Source organism: Pseudomonas mandelii, from assembly GCF_002251635.1.
GTDB classification, from domain to species: Bacteria; Pseudomonadota; Gammaproteobacteria; order Pseudomonadales; family Pseudomonadaceae; genus Aquipseudomonas; species Aquipseudomonas mandelii_B.
Window position 1 is genome coordinate 1 of the sequence record NZ_NMOJ01000251.1, and the last position, 19326, is coordinate 19326.

Annotated in this window: 19 protein-coding genes; 13 read left to right on the plus strand and 6 right to left on the minus strand. The window is 62.2% G+C overall.

From position 1 onward, the window contains the following. Positions 1 to 48 precede the first annotated feature (48 nt). Genes B7L09_RS30725 through B7L09_RS30740 form a run of 4 tightly spaced genes read right to left on the minus strand, consistent with a single transcriptional unit; the run spans position 49 to position 3744 of the window. The gene (locus tag B7L09_RS30725; protein WP_094471955.1) at positions 49 to 840 is read right to left on the minus strand and encodes an ABC transporter permease; all 792 of its coding nucleotides are present in this window, start codon (positions 838 to 840) and stop codon (positions 49 to 51) included. Beyond that, positions 837 to 1568 (minus strand): ABC transporter ATP-binding protein, encoded by a 732-nt coding sequence (locus B7L09_RS30730; protein WP_094471956.1) that lies wholly within the window; start codon positions 1566 to 1568, stop codon positions 837 to 839. Before B7L09_RS30730 ends, B7L09_RS30725 begins: the two co-directional genes overlap by 4 nt. Then, positions 1565 to 2524, minus strand: a complete 960-nt coding sequence (locus B7L09_RS30735) for a YVTN family beta-propeller repeat protein (RefSeq protein ID WP_094471957.1) — start codon at positions 2522 to 2524, stop codon at positions 1565 to 1567. Before B7L09_RS30735 ends, B7L09_RS30730 begins: the two co-directional genes overlap by 4 nt. A gap of 35 nt (positions 2525 to 2559) precedes the next feature. Then, positions 2560 to 3744, minus strand: coding sequence for an ABC transporter substrate-binding protein (locus tag B7L09_RS30740; RefSeq protein ID WP_094471958.1), 1185 nt, complete (start codon positions 3742 to 3744; stop codon positions 2560 to 2562). Positions 3745 to 3903: 159 nt separating this feature from the next. Between B7L09_RS30740 and B7L09_RS32600 the strand changes: the two genes are divergently transcribed. From B7L09_RS32600 to B7L09_RS30750, 3 genes are read left to right on the plus strand one after another with little or no spacing between them, the layout of a single operon-like run. After that, positions 3904 to 4026: a hypothetical protein gene (locus B7L09_RS32600; protein ID WP_255143041.1), complete on the plus strand. Its 123-nt coding sequence runs from the start codon at positions 3904 to 3906 to the stop codon at positions 4024 to 4026. Between the two features lie 2 nt (positions 4027 to 4028). Then, positions 4029 to 5291, plus strand: coding sequence for a sensor histidine kinase (locus B7L09_RS30745; RefSeq protein ID WP_094471959.1), 1263 nt, complete (start codon positions 4029 to 4031; stop codon positions 5289 to 5291). Next, positions 5288 to 5926 (plus strand): response regulator, encoded by a 639-nt coding sequence (locus B7L09_RS30750; RefSeq protein ID WP_094471960.1) that lies wholly within the window; start codon positions 5288 to 5290, stop codon positions 5924 to 5926. The genes B7L09_RS30745 and B7L09_RS30750 overlap by 4 nt, the downstream gene beginning before the upstream one ends. Positions 5927 to 6065: 139 nt before the next feature. On the opposite strand, the gene B7L09_RS30755 is transcribed toward B7L09_RS30750, so the two are convergent. Next, on the minus strand, positions 6066 to 6713 hold the full coding sequence (locus B7L09_RS30755; protein WP_094471961.1) for a pentapeptide repeat-containing protein: 648 nt from the start codon (positions 6711 to 6713) through the stop codon (positions 6066 to 6068). A 235-nt stretch (positions 6714 to 6948) separates the two neighbouring features. After that, positions 6949 to 8841, minus strand: coding sequence for a quinoprotein ethanol dehydrogenase (gene exaA, locus B7L09_RS30760; RefSeq protein WP_094471962.1), 1893 nt, complete (start codon positions 8839 to 8841; stop codon positions 6949 to 6951). 254 nt (positions 8842 to 9095) lie between these two features. On the opposite strand from exaA, the gene pedF reads away from it, so the two are divergent. The 10 genes from pedF to pqqE all read left to right on the plus strand — a co-directional run bounded on the left by pedF (position 9096) and on the right by pqqE (position 19294). Further along, the gene (pedF, locus tag B7L09_RS30765; protein ID WP_077749292.1) at positions 9096 to 9557 is read left to right on the plus strand and encodes a cytochrome c-550 PedF; all 462 of its coding nucleotides are present in this window, start codon (positions 9096 to 9098) and stop codon (positions 9555 to 9557) included. A 3-nt stretch (positions 9558 to 9560) separates the two neighbouring features. Continuing rightward, entirely contained in the window at positions 9561 to 10439 is an 879-nt protein-coding gene (locus tag B7L09_RS30770; protein ID WP_094471963.1) for a substrate-binding periplasmic protein, read from the plus strand. Beyond that, on the plus strand, positions 10436 to 11197 hold the full coding sequence (locus B7L09_RS30775; protein WP_094471964.1) for a quinoprotein dehydrogenase-associated SoxYZ-like carrier: 762 nt from the start codon (positions 10436 to 10438) through the stop codon (positions 11195 to 11197). The genes B7L09_RS30770 and B7L09_RS30775 overlap by 4 nt, the downstream gene beginning before the upstream one ends. A gap of 16 nt (positions 11198 to 11213) precedes the next feature. Beyond that, complete coding sequence (locus B7L09_RS30780) at positions 11214 to 12155, plus strand: quinoprotein relay system zinc metallohydrolase 1 (RefSeq protein WP_094471965.1); 942 nt, start codon at positions 11214 to 11216, stop codon at positions 12153 to 12155. 273 nt (positions 12156 to 12428) lie between these two features. Then, the gene (locus B7L09_RS30785) at positions 12429 to 14204 is read left to right on the plus strand and encodes a PQQ-dependent methanol/ethanol family dehydrogenase (protein ID WP_094471966.1); all 1776 of its coding nucleotides are present in this window, start codon (positions 12429 to 12431) and stop codon (positions 14202 to 14204) included. Positions 14205 to 14466: 262 nt separating this feature from the next. Further along, positions 14467 to 15987: an acetaldehyde dehydrogenase ExaC gene (gene exaC, locus B7L09_RS30790; RefSeq protein WP_094471967.1), complete on the plus strand. Its 1521-nt coding sequence runs from the start codon at positions 14467 to 14469 to the stop codon at positions 15985 to 15987. 248 nt (positions 15988 to 16235) lie between these two features. Next, entirely contained in the window at positions 16236 to 16307 is a 72-nt protein-coding gene (gene pqqA / locus B7L09_RS30795; protein WP_010455123.1) for a pyrroloquinoline quinone precursor peptide PqqA, read from the plus strand. 53 nt (positions 16308 to 16360) lie between these two features. After that, positions 16361 to 17275 carry a pyrroloquinoline quinone biosynthesis protein PqqB gene (pqqB, locus tag B7L09_RS30800; protein WP_094471968.1) on the plus strand — a complete coding sequence of 305 codons (915 nt, stop codon included), beginning with the start codon at positions 16361 to 16363 and terminating at the stop codon, positions 17273 to 17275. Between the two features lie 136 nt (positions 17276 to 17411). Further along, entirely contained in the window at positions 17412 to 18164 is a 753-nt protein-coding gene (gene pqqC / locus B7L09_RS30805; protein WP_094471969.1) for a pyrroloquinoline-quinone synthase PqqC, read from the plus strand. Then, on the plus strand, positions 18161 to 19294 hold the full coding sequence (pqqE, locus tag B7L09_RS30810) for a pyrroloquinoline quinone biosynthesis protein PqqE (protein ID WP_010455116.1): 1134 nt from the start codon (positions 18161 to 18163) through the stop codon (positions 19292 to 19294). The genes pqqC and pqqE overlap by 4 nt, the downstream gene beginning before the upstream one ends. Positions 19295 to 19326: the final 32 nt, after the last annotated feature.

Consider the following 19326-nt stretch of genomic DNA (forward strand, 5'->3'; position numbering starts at 1 on the left):
GGATTGTCTGGATCGCCAGCAAGCCGGCTACTACAGAGGGTTTTGGTGTCAGTTGGTCTTGCGCAGGGCGGCGTGTTGCGGGTTGAAGGTGAGGACGGCGAGCAGCGCGAACAGCAGCGTCAGCCCCGCGCACACCGCCAGCGCCAGCGGATTGAAGCGCTCATACAAGGCAAACCGCACCAGTTCCACCGCGTGGGTAAACGGGTTCAGCGCGCAGAGCCAGTACAACCATTCGCTGGACTCGCGCATCTTCCACAGCGGATACAACGCTGACGACAGGAAAAACAGCGGGAAGATCACGAAATTCATCACCCCGGCAAAGTTCTCCAGTTGCCGGATCGCATTGGACAGCAGCAAGCCCAGCGCACTGAGCATCAACGCCACCAGCAACAACGCCGGAAACGCGATCAACAGCCCCATGGCCGGTGGCTGCACGCCGTACACCCAGGCAATCGCCAGAAAGGCATACACCTGCAACAGTGAAATCAGCGAAGTGGCCAACAGTTTGCTGCACAGCAGGAAGGTCCGGGGCAGGGGGCTGGTCAGCAGCACGCGCATGCTGCCCATCTCCCGGTCGTAGACCATCGACAGCGAACCTTGCATGCCGTTGAACAGCAGGATCATGCAGGCCAGCCCCGGGATGATGTAAACCTCATAGGGAATGTAGGTGTCGTAGGGCTCGATGATCGCGATCCCGAGGGCTGCGCGAAAACCAGCGGCGAATACCAGCAGCCACAGCAGTGGCCGCACCAGCGCGCTGAGAAACCGCGTGCGCTGCAACACAAAACGCAGCCATTCACGCAACACGATGCCGCTGAAGCATTGCCAATACGCATTCATCGTGCGGCTCCTGATGTCGTCAAACGGGTGAAGGCCGAACCGAGGTCGCCGCCATGTTCCTGGCTCAAGGCATCCGCCCGCCCGCTGGCCACCAGACGGCCCTGATGAAGAATCAGCAAGTCATCGCTCGGCTGCACTTCATCCAGCAAATGGGTGGTCCAGAGCACGCTGATGTGCTGCTCGCGGCACAGACCGCGAATGTGTTGATTGAGCGCCAGGCGGCTGGCCGGGTCGAGGCCGACACTCGCCTCGTCGAGCAGCAACAGCCGTGGCTCATGCAACAAGGCGCGTGCGATTTCCACCCGGCGGCGGTGACCGCCATTAAGTTCGCGGACCCGCTCGCGCCGGCGTTCAGTCAGCGCCTGACGGGCCAGCTCGGCGTCGACCCGCAGGCCGGTCTGGCGCCGGGACATGCCATGCAGCGCGGCGTGATAACGCAGGTTTTGCTCAACGCTGAGGTCCAGGTCTAGCGTGCTTTGCTGGAACACCACGCCCAATTGCTTGAGCGCCGGACGCGCCGCATTGCGTAACGAACAACCGCCGACCCGGATGTCCCCGCGTTGCAAATCATAGAGCCGGGTGAGCAAGGCAATCAGCGTCGACTTGCCCGCGCCGTTTGGCCCTAGCAACGCCGCGAAACGCCCGGGCCCCAGGCTGAAATTCACCTGCCGCAAGGCTTCCCGCGCGCCATAGGCGAAGCTCAGTTCGCTGACTTCCAGTGCGTTCATGGCGTCACCACCACGCCCCACGGATAGCGCCCGACCTTCACCGATTTGGTCACTTTGAGGCTGTCGACATCAATCACCGACACGTCGCCGCTGACGCCGTTGGTGGCCAGCAACTGCTTCTGATCCGGGGTAAACGACATCTGCCAGACCCGCCGCCCAACCAGCAGATAATCAAGAATCTCGAAGGTCTTGGCGTCAATCACCGCCACATGATTGGCCGGCCCGAGCGCGACGAAACCGTACTTGCCGTCGGCGCTGAGCTTGATCCCCACCGGCTGGACTTTGTCCGGGTGCACTCCCTTAATCTGGAAGGTTAGCGTCTTGAGGATCTTGCGGGTGGCGACGTCGAGAATGGTCACCGTGCCGCCGATTTCCGCCGAGGCCCAGAGTTGCGACCCTTCAGGTGAAAACTCGACGAAACGCGGCCGCTGATCCACCAGGGTGCTGTCGGCCAGGGTCTGGGTGCTGGTGTCGATCCAGTGCAGCATGTTGGTGGTTTCGCTGGTGTTCACCGCCCACTTGCCGTCGGGGCTGACGGCCATGCCTTCGGGCTCGACGCCAACGTTGATCTGGCTCAGCACCTTCGAGGTTTCGGTGTCGATCACCGTCACCAGCGCATCGTCCTCGTTGGAGACGTACAACCAGCGGTTGTTGGGGTGCAAGGCGAACTGTTCGGGGTCTTTGCCCGAGGGTAATTCCTTGATGATCTTGCGCGTGGCGACGTCCATCACTTGGACACGGTCCGAGTCGCTGGCGCAGATGTACAGCAGCTTGTTGTCGTGGGACAGCAGCAAACCGCGCGGGCGTTGGCCGACGGGCAGGGTGTCGGTGACTTGCAGGGTTTGCAGGTCGATCAGGCTCAGGCTGTTGTCTTTTTCGTTGGAGACCCAGGCGGTAGAGGCGGCGGCGTGCCCGGCGGCGAGCAGCAAGGCGCAAGAGAGCAGGGTGCGGCGCATGATGGATTCCTTTTTGTTGTAGTTGTTGTGGCGGATCAGGGAAAGCGGCAGCTGACCTCGGGCTTGTCGTAGCCAAGGCTGTCCATTTCGTTGAAAGGGTGCAGGAAACCGTCCTGCGGCGACGTGCTGACCAAGGCCCGGGGCTGGACGATGGGAATCGGTTGGCGCAACTGTCCGTTCCACGGCCGATAACTGAGCTTGCGCCCCTTGAAACCGTCCAGCGGCAATTGATCGCTGATTTCCAGGGTGCGGATCGCCACGGGATCGACCTGCCGCAGTTTGCTTACCGCACTGGCGATGCTGCGCACGGCGATCCAGGCGGCGAAGTCTCGGTCATTCATCCAGCGCCCGGCCAGGGCTTCGAAGCGTTTCTGCAATTGGGCGGCACCGTAGGTTTCCACGGTTTTGTGCCAGCCCACCGGGGTCAGGCCCTGAGTGCCGGCGACCGGCCGTGGGTACCAGGTTTGGTAGGGCACGTACTCGCCGAAGTCGCCACGTTCATCCGCCACCAGCACCACATCGTATTCGGCGGTCTGGGTGAAGAGCGGCATGTCGGCCTGGGCGCTGCGACGCTGATCGTTGTCGAAGCTCCAGGCTTTTTCCGCGACCAGTTTCAGCCCGAAGCGTTTGGCGGCACGGCGCAGGGCGGCGGCGTAGGCCTGATCGTCCGGGGTCGGGCCGACGATCAGCAACGCCCGTTGCCATTTGTGCACCACCAGAAATTGCGCCAGGGCATCGGCGAGCATCGCCCGGCTCGGCAGGCTGTGCAGCACGTTCGGCAGGCAGTCGGTGGTGCGCAGGCTGTCATCCGGGCTGCCGGCGTTGAACAGCAAGCTGTCGGGCAGCACGGCGCTGAGCCGGCGCAGACTCTCCACCGGCGCATTCACCACAAACAGGCGCAGACCCTGTGCATGCTGGGCCTTGGCCGCTTCGATCAGGGCCTCCGGGCTGTCGGCATTGGCAGCGACGAGGCTGTAACTCTGGTTGAGAAAACGTCCGGTGCTGTTGCTGTCGGTGATCGCCAGTTCGGCGCCGCGAAGCCCGGCATCGAGCGGTTCGGGAATCACGTTGGACAGCAGCGGGCCGGGGGCAGGCCGATAGCCCAGGTAGCCGATCTGCACCTGCAACGGCGCATCCGCCGCCTGGCTCTGCGTCGCCAGCCCGACGGCACAGGCTATCGCCAGCAGGTAGATCAGGGCGTAAGGGGCAAGCTGGCGCATAAAGGCACTCCATTACAGGTAGCGCCAGCATAGGAAGCCTGCGAGGCAGATTGAAATATGCAGAAAGTACCAGTCAGGCAGTACCAAGGTAGTAGCTCGGCCGGAGCGGCGCGGTTTTAGCATGGGCAATCACGGCCATCACACTGGAGGAGATTGACCATGCGTATTCTCAAAGCGCTGCTCCTGCCGTTGTTGTTGATCCTGACCCTGATCGGCGTAGACAAGCTTCATGGCCCCCGCCCGGCGCCATTGCTGGTCTTGCCCGCGACACCGGGGCGCTAACCGTGTCGGCCCTGTGGCGGATCAACCTTTGGGTCTGCGGATTTTTCGCTCTGGTCACCCTGGCGTGCATGGGGTTGCTGGTGCATCAAGCGCTGGCGGACGTGGAGCGCGAGCTGCAATCCGCCGAGGCGGTGGTCGAGTACCTGAGCGAAACCGCCGAGCGTGATCCCGCCAGCCTCCAGCCACGATTGACGGGCAGCTTGCGGCATGTGCGGGTGCGCTGGCTGGAGCCCGACGCAGCGGCACGCCTGCCGGTTCAGGTCGGGCTCGATGCATGGCTCGGGCGTCTGTTGTTCGCCGAAGCCCGGTACAGCGCTCGGGTCCTGGATTTGCGTGATGGCCGGCGCGTACAGATTGCGGTCGATCCGCGGGATGAGATCGACGAAGTCTGGGATTCGCTGCAGCAATTGCTGGGCCTGTGTGGCCTCGCCTTGATCTTGAGTCTGCTCACCATCCGCTGGGCCGTGCGCCGGGGCATGGGGTTGCTCGACGAATTGTTGCGCGCGTTGCAGCAAGTCTCGGGCGGCCAGCTCAAGGTGCGATTGCGCGCGGAAGGTGTGCCGGAGGCGCGGCAACTGGCGGCGCATTTCAATCGCATGACCGAGGCGTTGGAGCAGGCCCGTGCCGACAATACGCATCTGACCCGGACGTTATTGGCGGTGCAGGAGCAGGAACGCACTCATCTGGCGCAGACCCTGCACGATGATCTCGGCCAGTACCTGGCCGGGATACGCGCCCAGGCCTGTCTGTTGCGGCTGGTGACGGATCAACCCGTGGTGATGGAACGCACGGTGCGTGAGCTGGAACACAATTGCGAGCACCTGCAACAGGGCTTCCGGGCGCTGGTGCATGACCTCTATCCGGTGGTGCTGCAACACCTGCCGTTGGCCGAAGCCTTCGGCCTGCTGGCGGAGCAATGGCAGGGGCGGCACGGCATTGATTGCCAGCTATGCATCTGCGCGCAGATGCCGCCATTGTCCGCGCCGGACAAAACCCAGCTCTATCGCCTGTTGCAGGAAGCGCTGACCAACGTCGCCCGGCATGCGCAGGCCACCCGGGTGCGGATTCGCCTGCAACATCGCGGCGCGCATCTGCACCTGTTGATTCGCGATAACGGGCGCGGCGCCACACAACCGCAGCGGCCCGGCGTCGGTTTGTATTCGATGTACGAACGCGCCCGCAGCCTCGGCGGCAAATTGCGGATCATCAGCCACCCGGGTGCCGGCTGGGCGCTGGCCTTGAGCATGCCTTTGGAGGCGTCGTGAATATTCTGCTGGTCGATGACCATGCGGTGGTCCGTCAGGGCTACGCGAGTTTGTTGCGGGCGTTGTTGCCGGCCATGGAAGTGCGTGAAGCCGCCACCGGCGAAGAAGCGCTGATCCGGGTTCAGGAAGCCGTGCCGAACCTGGTGATCATGGATTTCGGCTTGCCGGGGATCAGCGGGCTGGAAACCACCCGGCGTTTGCGTCAACGACTGCCGCAACTGCGGGTGCTGTTTTTCAGCATGCACGATGAACTGCCCTTGGTGCGCCAGGCGCTGGACGCGGGTGCCTCGGGTTATTTGACCAAGAGCTCGGCGCCGCAAGTGCTGATCGAGGCGGTGCAGCGGATCCTCGCCGGCCACGCCTACATCGAACAGCCGCTGGCCACCCAACTGGCGTGCCATTCGCAACAGGACACCAGCGACCCGCGATTGCAGAGCATGACCCAGCGCGAACTGGAGATTTTCGTGATGCTCGCTAAAGGCACCCCGGCCCGGTTGATCGCCGAACAGTTGAGCATCAGCAGCAAGACCGTCTCGAACCACCTGACCTTGCTCAAGAGTAAATTGCAGGTCACGTCCCATGCCGAACTGGTGCATTTGGGGATTGATATGGGGGTGGTGCGGGTGGCGGTTTAATTCAATCCACCGCAGGATCCNAATCGAATGTGGGAGCTGGCTTGCCTGCGATGACGTCGGCACATTCAACCTCGCTGTTGCCTGGTACACCGCTATCGCAGGCAAGCCCACAGGGTCAGGTGCCAGTCGGTTGGATCGGTTACTTATCCCAGGTCGTCGGGCAACCGGTGCAGCCTTCCATATTGGCATCCTGAAAATTCGCATAATGTTGCCGCGAACCACTGAGGTTGGCCTGCTCCAGATTGCTTTCACTTAATTTGGCTTCTTGCAGATTGGCATCACTGAGGTCTGCACTCTTGAGGTCTGCCTTGCTCAGCCAGGTCATTTCCAGGTCCGCGGCGCGCAGATTGGCGTTGTGCATTCTCGCGCCGGAGAGGCGGGCGAATTGCAGGTAGGCGCCGCTGAGGTTGGCGTCCTGGAATTGCGCGCCTTGGGCAAACATCCCCCAGCCCTGGATCGCCATCAGCGTCGCGCCAGTGAAATCCGCCAGACGCAGGTTGCTTTGTTGCAGGCTGGCGCGGGTCAGGTTGGCGCCTTGCAGTTGCGCTTTTTCCAGGTTGGCGAGGTCGAGTCGGGCGTGCCGCAGGTCGGCATCGCGCAGATCGGCGCCGCTGAGGTTCATGTTGCGCAGGTCCTGATTGCTCAGGTTCGCGCCTTTGAGATTGGCGCCGGGGCATTGGCTGTGATCGGCGATGGTGCAGCCGTTGATGATGAGTGGGGAGTCGTCGCCGTCGTCGGCTAAAACCGGGAGGGCGGCGAACAGAAATAATAGAGGCAGATACTTCATGGCAAGTCCTCGGAAGGTGGAGGGCAGCTGGATATACAAAAAACAACGGCTATGTGGGTTCCTGTGGCGAGGGAGCTTGCTCCCGCTCGGCTGCGCAGCAGTCGTAAATCCAAACAACTCGGTGTTGCTGGAAAATGAGGGGGCCGCTTCGCAGCCCAGCGGGAGCAAGCTCCCTCGCCACAGAAAACCTTGTTGAGCACCAGAAAGCCCCCTGTGTGCACAAGGGGCCAGCGGATTACTGCTGCGCAGTCTTGTTATCCCAACTTGGAATCTTGAACACCCAGAACGACCCGCCCTGAGCCACCGGTTTGGTCAGCTCGGCCATGTCACCGCCCCACAACGGCACCGCGCCGCCGTAACCGACCGTCACGCCGACGTACTGCTCGCCATCCTGTTCCCAGGTGATCGGCGGCGAGACGATGCCGCTGCCGGTCTGGAACTTCCACAGCTCCGCGCCGGTTTTTGCGTCGAAGGCCTTGAGGAAACCGTCGCCGGTGCCGGTGAACACCAGGTTGCCTTTGGTGGCCAATACGCCGGCCCACAGCGGCAGCGCTTCTTTGTGTTCCCAGATCACTTTGCCGGTGGTGGGGTTCATGGCGCGCAGGGAGCCGACGTGATCGTCGTACATGCGCTTGATGCGGAAACCCATGCCCAGGTAGGCCGAGCCCTTCTTGTAGTTGACCTCTTCGGTCCAGTATTCCTCTTTCCACTGGTTGCCTGGGATGTAGAACAGCCCGGTGTCCTGGCTGTACGCCATCGGGTTCCAGTTCTTGCCGCCGAGGAACGGCGGCGACACTTCCACCGACTTGCCCTTGGTCTCGCCCGGTAACGGTTTGGCCGGACGCTGGCCTGGATTTTCCACCGGTTTGCCGGTCTTGAGGTCGATGTGGCTGGCCCAGGTGATGTTGTCGACGAAGGGGAACGCGTTCTGCAATTTGCCGTTGTTGCGATCGACCACATAGAAGAAACCGTTACGGTCCGCATGGCCGGTGGCTTTGATCGTCTTGCCGTCCTTGTCCTTGTAATCGAACAGCACCAGCTCGTTGTTGCCGGAGAAATCCCAGGCATCGTTTGGCGTGTGCTGGTAGAACCATTTCACCTCGCCGGTGCTCGGGTCGACGCCGACCTGGCCGGAGGTGTAGAGGCTGTCATAGTCGTGAGGATTGCCGTCCTTGGAGGTGCGCGCCCAGGTATTCCACGGGCCGGGGTTGCCGGCGCCGACGATGATGGTGTTGGTTTCCGGATCGAAACTGGCGCTTTGCCAAGGCGCACCGCCGCCGTGGCTCCAGGCCTCGACCTTGCCGGTTTCGGTGGTCGGGTCATCCGGCCAGGATGGCGCCTTGACGTCGCCGGTGGTGGTGCTGTCCTTGCCGTTCAGCCGGCCCATATGGCCTTCGACGAAGGGTCGCATCCAGACTTCTTCACCCGTGTCGGGGTCGCGCGCAAACAGCTGGCCGACCACGCCGAACTCATCGCCGGAGCTGCCGTGAATCAGCAGCACCTTGCCGGTGGTCTTGTCTTTGATCAGCACCGGGGCGCCGGTCATGGTGTAGCCAGCGGCGTGGTCACCGAATTTCTTGTTCCACACCACTTTGCCGGTGTTCTTGTCCAGGGCGATCAGGCGCGCGTCGAGGGTGCCGAAGTAGATCTTGTCGCCAAAGATCGCCGCGCCACGATTGACCACGTCGCAGCACGGACGAATGTTGTCCGGCAGGCGATGGTTGTAGGTCCACAGGCGCTTGCCGGTCTTGGCATCCAGGGCAAACACCCGCGAATAAGAACCGGTGACGTAGACCACGCCGTCGCTGACGATGGCCTGGGATTCCTGGCCGCGCTGCTTCTCATCGCCAAACGAGTAGGACCAGGCCGGCGTCAGCTTGAACACGTTCTTGTCGTTGACCTGGGCCAACGGGCTCCAGCGCTGAGCGTTGGTGCCCATGCCGTATTGCAGCACGTCCTTGGTGGTCAGGTGATCGTTGGCAATGTCTTCCCACGTCACGTTGCGGGTGGGCGTGGCCGGTGCGGTTGCAGCGTGACTTGCAGCACTCAGGGACAGGCTGCCCACCAGCAGAAAAGCCTGCACGGCGATAGACAGAGGGGAAAGGGCGGGTAGCGATCTTATTGTCATGGTTGCAGTTCCCAGTGGAGGTTTTGGCCTGCACAGGGTGGTGCGCCCGGCCGGTTGCCGGATACGGAAAAAGTCCCGCTGTGGCCGGGAAGACTTCCCGAACGGCACCTGATTTGGGTGTGCGTCGCAAGCCCTACTACCAAGGGATTAGACGGCGGCCACCAAAGCAGCATGGGGATTGTGCGAGGCCGGTACCAAGATGGGTGCCATAGCCTCTTCAACGAGGTTTTGCGTGCAATCTTGAGGGCATAACAATGACAACAAAACGCAACGCCTTGCTCGTTGCCGGACTGCTGGCCGGTTTTATCAGTGCAGGCTCCGTCTGGGCCCATGGCAACGTGGTCCCCCAGGCAATCGCCACCCCAGGCCTGACCCCGATCAAGGACGCCGGTGTGCAGGTGGATGCCGATGGTTGGGCAGCGGTGAACCCGTACCGCGCTTCCCCGGAACACGAGAAAGCCGTGGAAATCGGTTCCTCGGCGTACAACCAGAACTGCGCCGCGTGTCATGGCCTGGAAGCCAAATCCGGCGGCATCGCCCCCGATTTGCGCATGCTCGATGTCGGTGAAGCGGGGGATGAATGGTTCGTCGAGCGCGTGCGTCACGGTGCCGTGCGGGATGGCCGGGTCTACATGCCGAAAATGGCCGATTACTTGAGTCAGGAAGCTCTGTGGGCGGTGCGCACCTACCTGGACACCGTTCACGTCGAGGAGTAACCCATGCGCCTGCTCGCTGTATTTTTCAGCGCTGTGTTGCTGTGCTGCCAGACCGTGCAGGCGCAGGTCCGGACCTATGACGAAATGATCGCTGCCGGGGAGCTGAAAGTGGCGGTCTACAAGGACTTCGCCCCCTACAGTTTCGAAGACGCCGGCCAGCCTCGCGGGGTGGATGTCGAGCTCGCCGGAGCCTTGGCCAAAGCGCTGGGTGTGCGCCTGACGCTGATCTGGGCGCCCGCCGGCGAGAAGCTCGATGACGACCTGCGCGACTACATCTGGCGGGCCAGTCAGCTGCATGATCTGCAACTGGCCGACCTGATGATGCGCGTGCCGTATGACCGCGATTACGCGCAAAAACGCAACGAGCTGGGTGAGCTGGAAAACGGCCATGTGGTGATGTTCGGGCCGTACCAGAACGAACAATGGCAGGTCGCTTATGATCGCCGCCGTCTCGACAAGGTGGGCAGCGTCGCGGTATTCGAGCACCACCCGATTGGCGTCGAAGTCGACAGCGTGCCGTCGTTCTACCTGACCTCGGTGTTCAGCGGCATGCTCGCCGGCAAAACCCACCACTATCCCGGTGTGCCCCAGGCGTTCGCCGCCATGAAGGCCGGTGAAGTCGACGCGGTCATGGCCATGCGTGGCGAGATCGACTGGCAAGTTCACCAAGCCAACGATCCGCAAGTGGCACTGGCGGAAAACGCCTACCCGAACATGGGCAAGCAACTCTGGGAGATCGGCATGGCGGTGCATGAGAGCAACCGGCAACTGGCCTATGCCGTGGAAGAGGCGCTGGAGGGCTTGATCCGCGAGGGTGTGGTCAAGACCATTTATGGTCATTACGGCCTGCGCTATGACGTGCCCGAGATGTACCAACCGTGAACTGGCGAACGAGTTGCCTGTTGCTCTGCTGGTTGCCCCTGGCGGCGCACGCTGCCGATATCGAGCCGGGCAAAGACCCGGTGCCCTCGGTGATGTGGGCCTTCTACCACAAGCAGATGCTCGGCAATGCACCGTTTGTGTTCGATGACCGGGTCAAGCTGCTGGCGCCGCCGTTCGCCGAAGATGCCCGGCAAGTGCCGCTGGAAATCGACGCCCGGGCGTTTAAAGGCGAGGTGGTGAAAATCCTTGCCTGGGCGGAACTCAATCCGCTGCCGAAGATTGTTGATTTCCAACCCCTCGACCGCGTACTGCCGTGGCTGTCGATCCGCATCCGTATCGAGCAAGCCACGCCGTTGCGCGCTGCGGTGCTGACCCGTGACGGCCTCTGGCATGTCGGCTCGACGCTGATCGATGCGGCGGGCGGTGGTTGCACCGCGCCCAGCGTCGTGCGCACCGAGCCAGGCTGGGAAGAGCACATCGGCGAAGTATTGGGCGGTCGTTATCCGCGCGGCGAGTTCAGCCGGGTGCGCTTGCAAGTGGCGCATCCGATGGACAACGGCATGGTCAGCGGCATCCCGGAATTCTTCATCAACCATGCCGAACTGCGCGATCAAAACGATCAGCTGCTGGCCCGACTGGAGCTGTTTCCCGCCGTCAGCGAGAACCCTAACCTGGCCTTCGACATCGAAGGGGCAGGGCAGACGCGCCTGGTGCTGCGCGACAACAGCGGCAATCAGTTCGATGCGGCCATACCCTGACCCCAAGGAGCGCGTGATGCGCTGGATGCTGCTGCTGTTGTTCATCAGCCTGAGCCTGCCGGCTCTTGCGGACCTCGACTATGTACTCAAGCCCCGGCAGATCGCTGAAGACACCTGGCTGCTGGAAGGCAGCACCGACAATTTTGCCAAGGCCAACGGCGGCAACATCGTCAATACCGCGTTCATCGTCACTGAGCGCGGGGTGGTGGTGATCGACACCGGGCCGTCCAGACGTTATGGCGAAGCAATGCGCAAAGCCATCGCCGCGACCACCGATAAGCCGGTGATTGAGGTGCTGCTGACCCATCACCACCCGGACCATGTGCTGGGCAATCAGGCCTTCAGTGATGTGCCAATCGGCGCGCTGGCTGGCACCACCGAGCTGTTGCATCGGCAGGGCGACGCCATGGCCGAGAACATGTACCGACTGGTGGGGGACTGGATGCGTGGCACCGAAGTGCTGCTGCCGACCCGGACGCTGGACCCCGGCGTATTGAATTTTGGGAATCACGATCTGCGCCTGCTGAGCCTGGGTGGGCACACCGGTGCGGATCTGGCTATTCTCGACCAGAAAACCGGCGTGCTGTTTGCCGGGGACCTGGTGTTTTACCAACGGGCGCTGACCACGCCCAACAGTCCGGGGCTGGCGGTGTGGCTGGCGGACATCGCCACGCTTCAAGGCCTGCCGTGGACGCTGATCGTGCCCGGCCATGGGCCGGTGGCCAGCGATCCGCAACCGTTCTTGCAAATGCGCGACTACCTCGGATGGCTCGATCAGCTCATGCGTGATGGTGCGGCCAATGGCAGCGACATGAGTGAGATGATCCGCAGCCCCATTCCCGAGCGGTTTGCTGGCATCAGCCTGAGTCGCTATGAGCTGATTCGCAGTGTCAGTCATTTGTATCCGCGCTATGAGCGCGCGCAGATGACCCGAGTCGATTCCGCCGCGGATAAGTGACCAACACAAATCCCCTGTGGGAACGGGCTTGCCCGCGATGGCATTCTTGCAGTCGACATCAATGTCGAATGTTCTGGCCCCATCGCGGGCAAGCCCGCTCCCACAGGGACCGATGTCGATCACAAGATCCGGTGTTCATCTCCTCCGACCCGCTACTAAGGAACTAGCAATCTCAACACTGCGGGTAATTGTTGCAAGGGCGGCGGCGGCCAAGAATCTGCACCAGACCGGGAAAATTTCCCGGGTATAACAAAAACCGCAGAGGCAGCCGTCATGACCGAACCCGCACGTCGCCAACCCTTCGTCTTGAGCCTGTTGCTCAGTGCCATGCTGTTGTCCGGCACCGCGCTGGCCGGCGTCACCGACCAGGACATTCTCCAGGACCCCAAGAACCCGGAGCAGATCGTCACCAACGGTCTGGGCGTCCAGGGTCAGCGCTACAGCCCGCTGGACACCCTCAACGTCAACAACGTCAAGGACCTGCGTCCGGTCTGGGCGTTCTCCTTTGGCGGGGAAAAACAGCGCGGTCAGCAAGCACAGCCGATGATCAAGGACGGCGTGATGTACATGACCGGTTCCTACTCGCGGGTGTTTGCCGTGGATGCGCGCACCGGCAAGAAGCTCTGGCAATACGATGCGCGCCTGCCCGATGACATCCGTCCCTGCTGCGACGTGATCAACCGTGGCGTCGCGCTGTACGGCGACCTGGTGTTCTTCGGCACCCTCGACGCCAAGCTTGTGGCCCTGAACAAGGACACCGGCAAAGTGGTCTGGAGCAAGAAAGTTGCCGACCACAAAGAAGGCTATTCGATCAGCGCCGCGCCGTTGGTGATTAACGGCAAACTGATCACTGGCGTGGCCGGTGGCGAATTCGGCGTGGTCGGCAAGATCGAGGCCTACGACCCGAAAAACGGCGATCTGCTGTGGACCCGACCCACGGTTGAAGGCCACATGGGTTACACCTACAAGGACGGCAAAGCGGTAGAAAACGGCATCTCCGGCGGCGAAGCCGGCAAGACCTGGCCTGGCGACCTCTGGAAAACCGGCGGCGCGGCGCCTTGGCTCGGCGGTTATTACGACCCGGAAACCAACCTGCTGCTGTTCGGCACCGGCAACCCGGCGCCATGGAACTCGCACTTGCGCCCTGGCGACAACCTCTACTCGTCGTCGCGTCTGGCGCTCAACCCGGACGACGGCACCATCAAGTGGCACTTCCAGAGCACGCCCCACGACGGTTGGGACTATGACGGCGTGAACGAGCTGGTGTCGTTCAACTACACCGAAGGCGGCAAAGAGATCAAAGCCGCCGCGACCGCGGACCGTAACGGTTTTTTCTACGTGCTGGACCGCACCAACGGCAAATTCATTCGCGGCTTCCCGTTCGTGGACAAGATCACCTGGGCCACCGGCCTGGATAAAGAGGGCCGGCCGATCTACAACGAAGCCAGTCGTCCAGGCGCGCCAGGCACCGAAGCCAAAGGCAGTTCGGTGTTCGTCGCCCCGGCGTTCCTCGGCGCGAAAAACTGGATGCCGATGGCCTACAACAAGGACACCGGATTGTTCTACGTGCCGTCCAACGAATGGGGTATGGACATCTGGAACGAAGGCATCGCCTACAAGAAAGGCGCGGCGTTCCTCGGTGCCGGTTTCACCATCAAGCCGTTGAACGAAGACTACATCGGCGTGCTGCGTGCGATCGATCCGAAGACCGGCAAGGAAGTCTGGCGCCACAAGAACTTCGCGCCGCTGTGGGGCGGGGTGCTGACCACCAAGGGCAACCTGGTGTTCACCGGCACGCCGGAAGGTTTCCTCCAGGCCTTCAACGCCAAGACCGGCGAGAAAGTCTGGGAATTCCAGACCGGCTCCGGCGTCCTCGGCTCGCCTGTGACCTGGGAAATGGACGGCGAACAATACGTCTCCGTGCTGTCCGGCTGGGGCGGCGCTGTGCCGTTGTGGGGCGGCGAAGTGGCCAAGCGCATCAAGGACTTCAACCAGGGCGGCATGCTCTGGACCTTCAAACTGCCGAAAGACCTGGTCGCCAAACACTGACCCTGAAACCCCCTCAATGATCGTTCCCACGCTCTGCGTGGGAATGCAGCCCGGGACGCTCTGCGTCCAAAGAGCCGAACGCGGAGCGTCCGTTGAGGCATTCCCACGCGGAGCGTGGGAACCCACAGTGGACTGGGTGAAATCTACTACCAAATAACGAGAGTCCCCCTGCCAACGGCGCATTCGTCTGGCGCGCGGGGCTCTCTACTATCGGTTCATCGCCTGTTTGCCCGACAGGCATCGACCCAGACAGAGGCCCACCATGATCTACGCACAACCTGGCACACCCGGCGCCGTCGTTTCCTTCAAGGCGCGCTACGGCAATTTCATCGGCGGCGAGTTCGTTGCCCCGGTCAATGGCGAGTATTTCACCAACACCTCGCCGGTCANCGGCAAGCCCATCGCCGAATTCCCGCGTTCCACTGCCAAAGACATCGATAAAGCCCTCGACGCCGCCCATGCCGCCGCGGATGCCTGGGGCAAGACCTCGGCCCAGGACCGTTCGCTGGTGCTGCTGAAAATTGCCGACCGCATCGAACAGAACCTGGAACTGCTGGCCGTCACCGAAACCTGGGACAACGGCAAGGCCGTGCGCGAAACCCTGAACGCCGACGTGCCACTGGCCGCCGACCATTTCCGCTATTTCGCCGGCTGCATCCGCGCCCAGGAAGGCGGTGCCGCCGAGATCAACGAGTTGACCACCGCCTATCACTTCCACGAACCGCTGGGCGTGGTCGGCCAGATCATCCCGTGGAACTTCCCNCTGCTGATGGCCGCGTGGAAACTCGCCCCGGCCCTGGCCGCCGGCAACTGTGTGGTACTCAAACCCGCCGAGCAGACGCCGCTGTCGATCATGGTCTTCGCCGAACTGATCGCCGACTTGCTGCCACCCGGCGTGCTGAACATCGTTCAGGGTTTCGGTCGCGAAGCGGGTGAGGCGCTGGCCACCAGCAAGCGCATCGCCAAGATTGCCTTCACCGGTTCCACGCCGATTGGTGCGCACATCATGAAATGCGCGGCCGAGAACATCATTCCAAGCACCGTGGAGCTGGGCGGCAAGTCGCCGAACATCTTCTTCGAAGACATCATGCAAGCCGAGCCACAGTTCATCGAGAAAGCCGCCGAAGGCCTGGTGCTGGCGTTCTTCAATCAGGGCGAAGTCTGCACCTGTCCATCCCGGGCCCTGGTGCAGGAATCGATCTACGAGTCGTTCATGGCCGAGGTGATGAAAAAGATTGTCAAGATCAAGCGCGGCAACCCGCTGGACACCGAAACCATGGTCGGCGCCCAGGCGTCCGAGCAGCAATACGACAAGATCCTCTCGTACCTGAAAATTGCCCAGGAGGAGGGTGCCGAGCTGCTCACCGGCGGCGCGGCCGAACGCCTTGAGGGCGACTTGTCGACGGGTTATTACATCCAGCCGACCCTGCTCAAGGGCCACAACAAAATGCGCGTGTTCCAGGAAGAAATCTTCGGCCCGGTGGTGGGTATCACCACCTTCAAGGACGAAGCCGAAGCCCTGGCGATTGCCAACGACAGCGAGTTCGGACTCGGCGCCGGCCTCTGGACCCGCGACATCAACCGCGCCTACCGCATGGGCCGGGCGATCAAGGCCGGACGGGTCTGGACCAACTGCTACCACTTGTACCCGGCGCATGCTGCGTTCGGTGGCTACAAGAAGTCTGGTGTCGGCCGTGAAAACCACAAGATGATGCTCGACCACTATCAGCAGACCAAAAACTTGCTGGTGAGCTACGACATCAACCCGATGGGGTTCTTCTAACCCCGCAAGTACACCGCAAAAACCTGTGGGAGCGGGCTTGCCCGCGATAGCGGTCTGACAGTCAACATCAAGGTTGAATGTTTCGACCTCATCGCGGGCAAGCCCGCTCCCACAGGGTTTTGAAGGCTGTGCAAACACCCCCTACCAACGCATGCCGCCACCTCGTTCCAAAGTAGCATTCGATCACTCGGCGCCCCGTGCATTAATGGCTTTACCGGAATTGCCCGGCACAAGAAGAGGATTGACCCATGTGGAATAAACCCGCGTTTACCGATCTGCGCATTGGTTTTGAAGTAACGATGTATTTCGCCAACCGTTGATTGTCCACCCGGCCAACCTTGGCGTTGGCCGGGCCTGCCTTCTGGAGCCTCCCATGCACATCCGCGTTCTCGGTTCCGCCGCTGGTGGCGGTTTTCCGCAATGGAATTGCAACTGCCGCCAATGCGCCGGGATGCGCAATGGCAGCCTGCGGGCGCAACGGCGCACGCAGTCGTCGATTGCCCTGAGCGACAACGGTGTGGAGTGGGTGCTGTGCAATGCGTCACCGGACATTCGCGCGCAGCTTGAGGGTTTTCCGGTGCTGCAACCGGCCCGCCGCTTGCGCGATACGGCGATCGCCGCGGTCGTGCTGCTGGACAGCCAGATCGACCATTGCACCGGCCTGTTGAGCCTGCGCGAAGGCTGTCCGCATTCGGTCTGGTGCACGGAACGCGTTCATCAAGACCTGAGCAGTGGTTTTCCTTTGTTCACCATGCTTGAGCACTGGAACGGCGGGTTGCACTGGCAACCGGTCGGGCTGGACCGTGAACCGTTCAGCATCGCCGCCTGCCAACACCTGCAATTTCGCGCGATTCCCCTGGTGAGCAACGCACCGCCGTACTCGCCCAATCGTGGCCATCCGCAACCGGGCGACACCATCGGTTTGTTTATCGAAGACCGGCGCAGCGGCGCCAGCGTGTTCTATGCCCCGGGCCTTGGGCAAATCGACGACGAAGTGCTGAGCTGCATGCAGCGCGCCGATTGCCTGCTGCTGGACGGCACCCTGTGGCGCGACGACGAAATGCGCGTGTGCGAAGTCGGCCAGAGTCTGGGCAGTGAAATGGGGCATCTGCCGCAAAGCGGTGCTGGCGGGATGCTTGAAGTGCTGGAGGGGTTTACCCGCCAGCGCAAAGTGCTGATCCACATTAACAACACCAATCCGATCCTTGATGAAGACTCGGCTGAGCGCGCGTTGCTGGCGCGGCGGGGGATTGAAGTGGCTTTTGATGGCATGAGTATTGAGCTGTAGCGAAGGGCCCCATCGCGGGCAAGCCCGCTCCCACAGTGTTCAGTGCGCGCCGAAAATCCCTGTGGGAGCGGGCTTGCCCGCGATGAGGCCCGACCAGACAACACCGAACCCAGCGGTTGTTCCCCGGAGAACCACCATGACAGACCAACCCATGTCCCCCGTCGAATTCGAGCAAGCCCTGCGCGCCAAAGGCGCCTATTACCACATTCATCACCCCTTCCACCAAGCCATGTACGCCGGCCGCGCCACCCGCGAGCAGATTCAGGGCTGGGTCGCCAATCGCTTCTACTATCAGGTAAACATTCCGCTCAAGGATGCCGCGATCCTCGCCAACTGCCCGGACCGCGACGTGCGTCGTGAATGGCTGCAACGCATCCTCGACCACGATGGCGTGCCTGGTAGCGAAGGCGGCATTGAAGCCTGGCTGCGTCTGGGTGAAGCGGTGGGGTTGGACCGTGAGCAAATCCTTTCTCATGAACGGGTGCTGCCCGGCGTGCGGTTCGCCGTGGACGCCTACGTCAATTTCGCCCGTCGCGCCTGTTGGCAGGAAGCGGCCAGCAGTTCGCTGACCGAACTGTTCGCGCCGCAGATCCACCAGTCCCGTCTCGACGCCTGGCCCACGCATTACCCGTGGATCGACCCGTCCGGTTACGACTATTTCCGCACGCGCCTGAGTCAGGCGCGGCGCGATGTCGAGCATGGTTTGCGCATCACCCTGGCGCACTACGTCACCGTCGAAGGCCAGCAACGCATGCTGGAGATTCTGCAGTTCAAGCTCGACGTGCTGTGGAGCATGCTGGATGCGATGAGCATGGCCTACGAGTTGGGCCGTGCGCCGTATCACACGGTGACCACGGAGAATGTCTGGCACCGGGGGATCGCCCTGTGAACCTGATCGAACAGCCACCCGGTCCGCCCTTGTGGTTGTTGGCCGAGCTGACCTATCGCTGCCCGTTGCAATGCCCGTATTGCTCCAACCCGCTGGATTTCGCCCAGCAAGGCGAGGAATTGAGCACCGAAGAATGGATTCGGGTGTTCCGCGAAGCCCGGGAGATGGGCGCGGCGCAACTGGGTTTTTCCGGCGGTGAGCCGTTGGTGCGCCAGGACTTGGCCGAGCTGATCAAAGCCGCGCGGGACATGGGTTACTACACCAACCTCATCACCTCGGGCATCGGCCTGACCGAGCAGAAAGTCCGCGACTTCAAGGTCGCCGGGCTGGACCACATCCAGATCAGCTTTCAGGCCGCCGACGAGCAGGTCAACAACATGCTCGCCGGCTCGCGCAAGGCCTTCGCCCAGAAGCTCGCCATGGCCCGGGCGGTGAAAGCCCAGGGTTACCCGATGGTGCTGAACTTCGTCACCCACCGGCACAACATCGACCAGATCGCGCAGATCATCGACCTGTGCCTGGAACTGGAGGCGGATTTCGTCGAACTGGCCACGTGTCAGTTCTACGGTTGGGCCGAGCTCAACCGCGTCGGCCTGCTGCCAACCCGCGAACAATTGCAGCGCGCCGAGCGCATCACCAACGAATACCGCGAGCGTCTCGAGGCCCAGGGGCATCCCTGCAAACTGATCTTCGTCACCCCGGACTACTACGAAGAGCGTCCCAAAACATGCATGAACGGCTGGGCCAACCTGTTTCTCGACATCACCCCGGACGGTACAGCGTTGCCTTGCCACAGCGCCCGCCAGTTACCGGTGGAATTTCCCAACGTGCGCGAGCACAGCGTCTCGCACATCTGGACCGAATCCTTTGGCTTCAATCGCTTTCGTGGCGATGACTGGATGAAAGAGCCGTGCCGTTCCTGCGATGAAAAGCACAAGGACCTGGGCGGCTGCCGCTGCCAGGCATTCATGCTGACCGGCGATGCCGAAAATGCCGACCCGGTGTGCAGCAAGTCCGCGCACCACGGGGTGATTCTCAAGGCTCGCGACGAAGCGGATGCGCCGGGGCAGGGTATGGAGCATCTGACGTTGCGTAACGAGAAGGCTTCGCGGCTGATCTATCGCGGATAGCCCACCCTGCACACAACCCCCTGTAGGCGCCG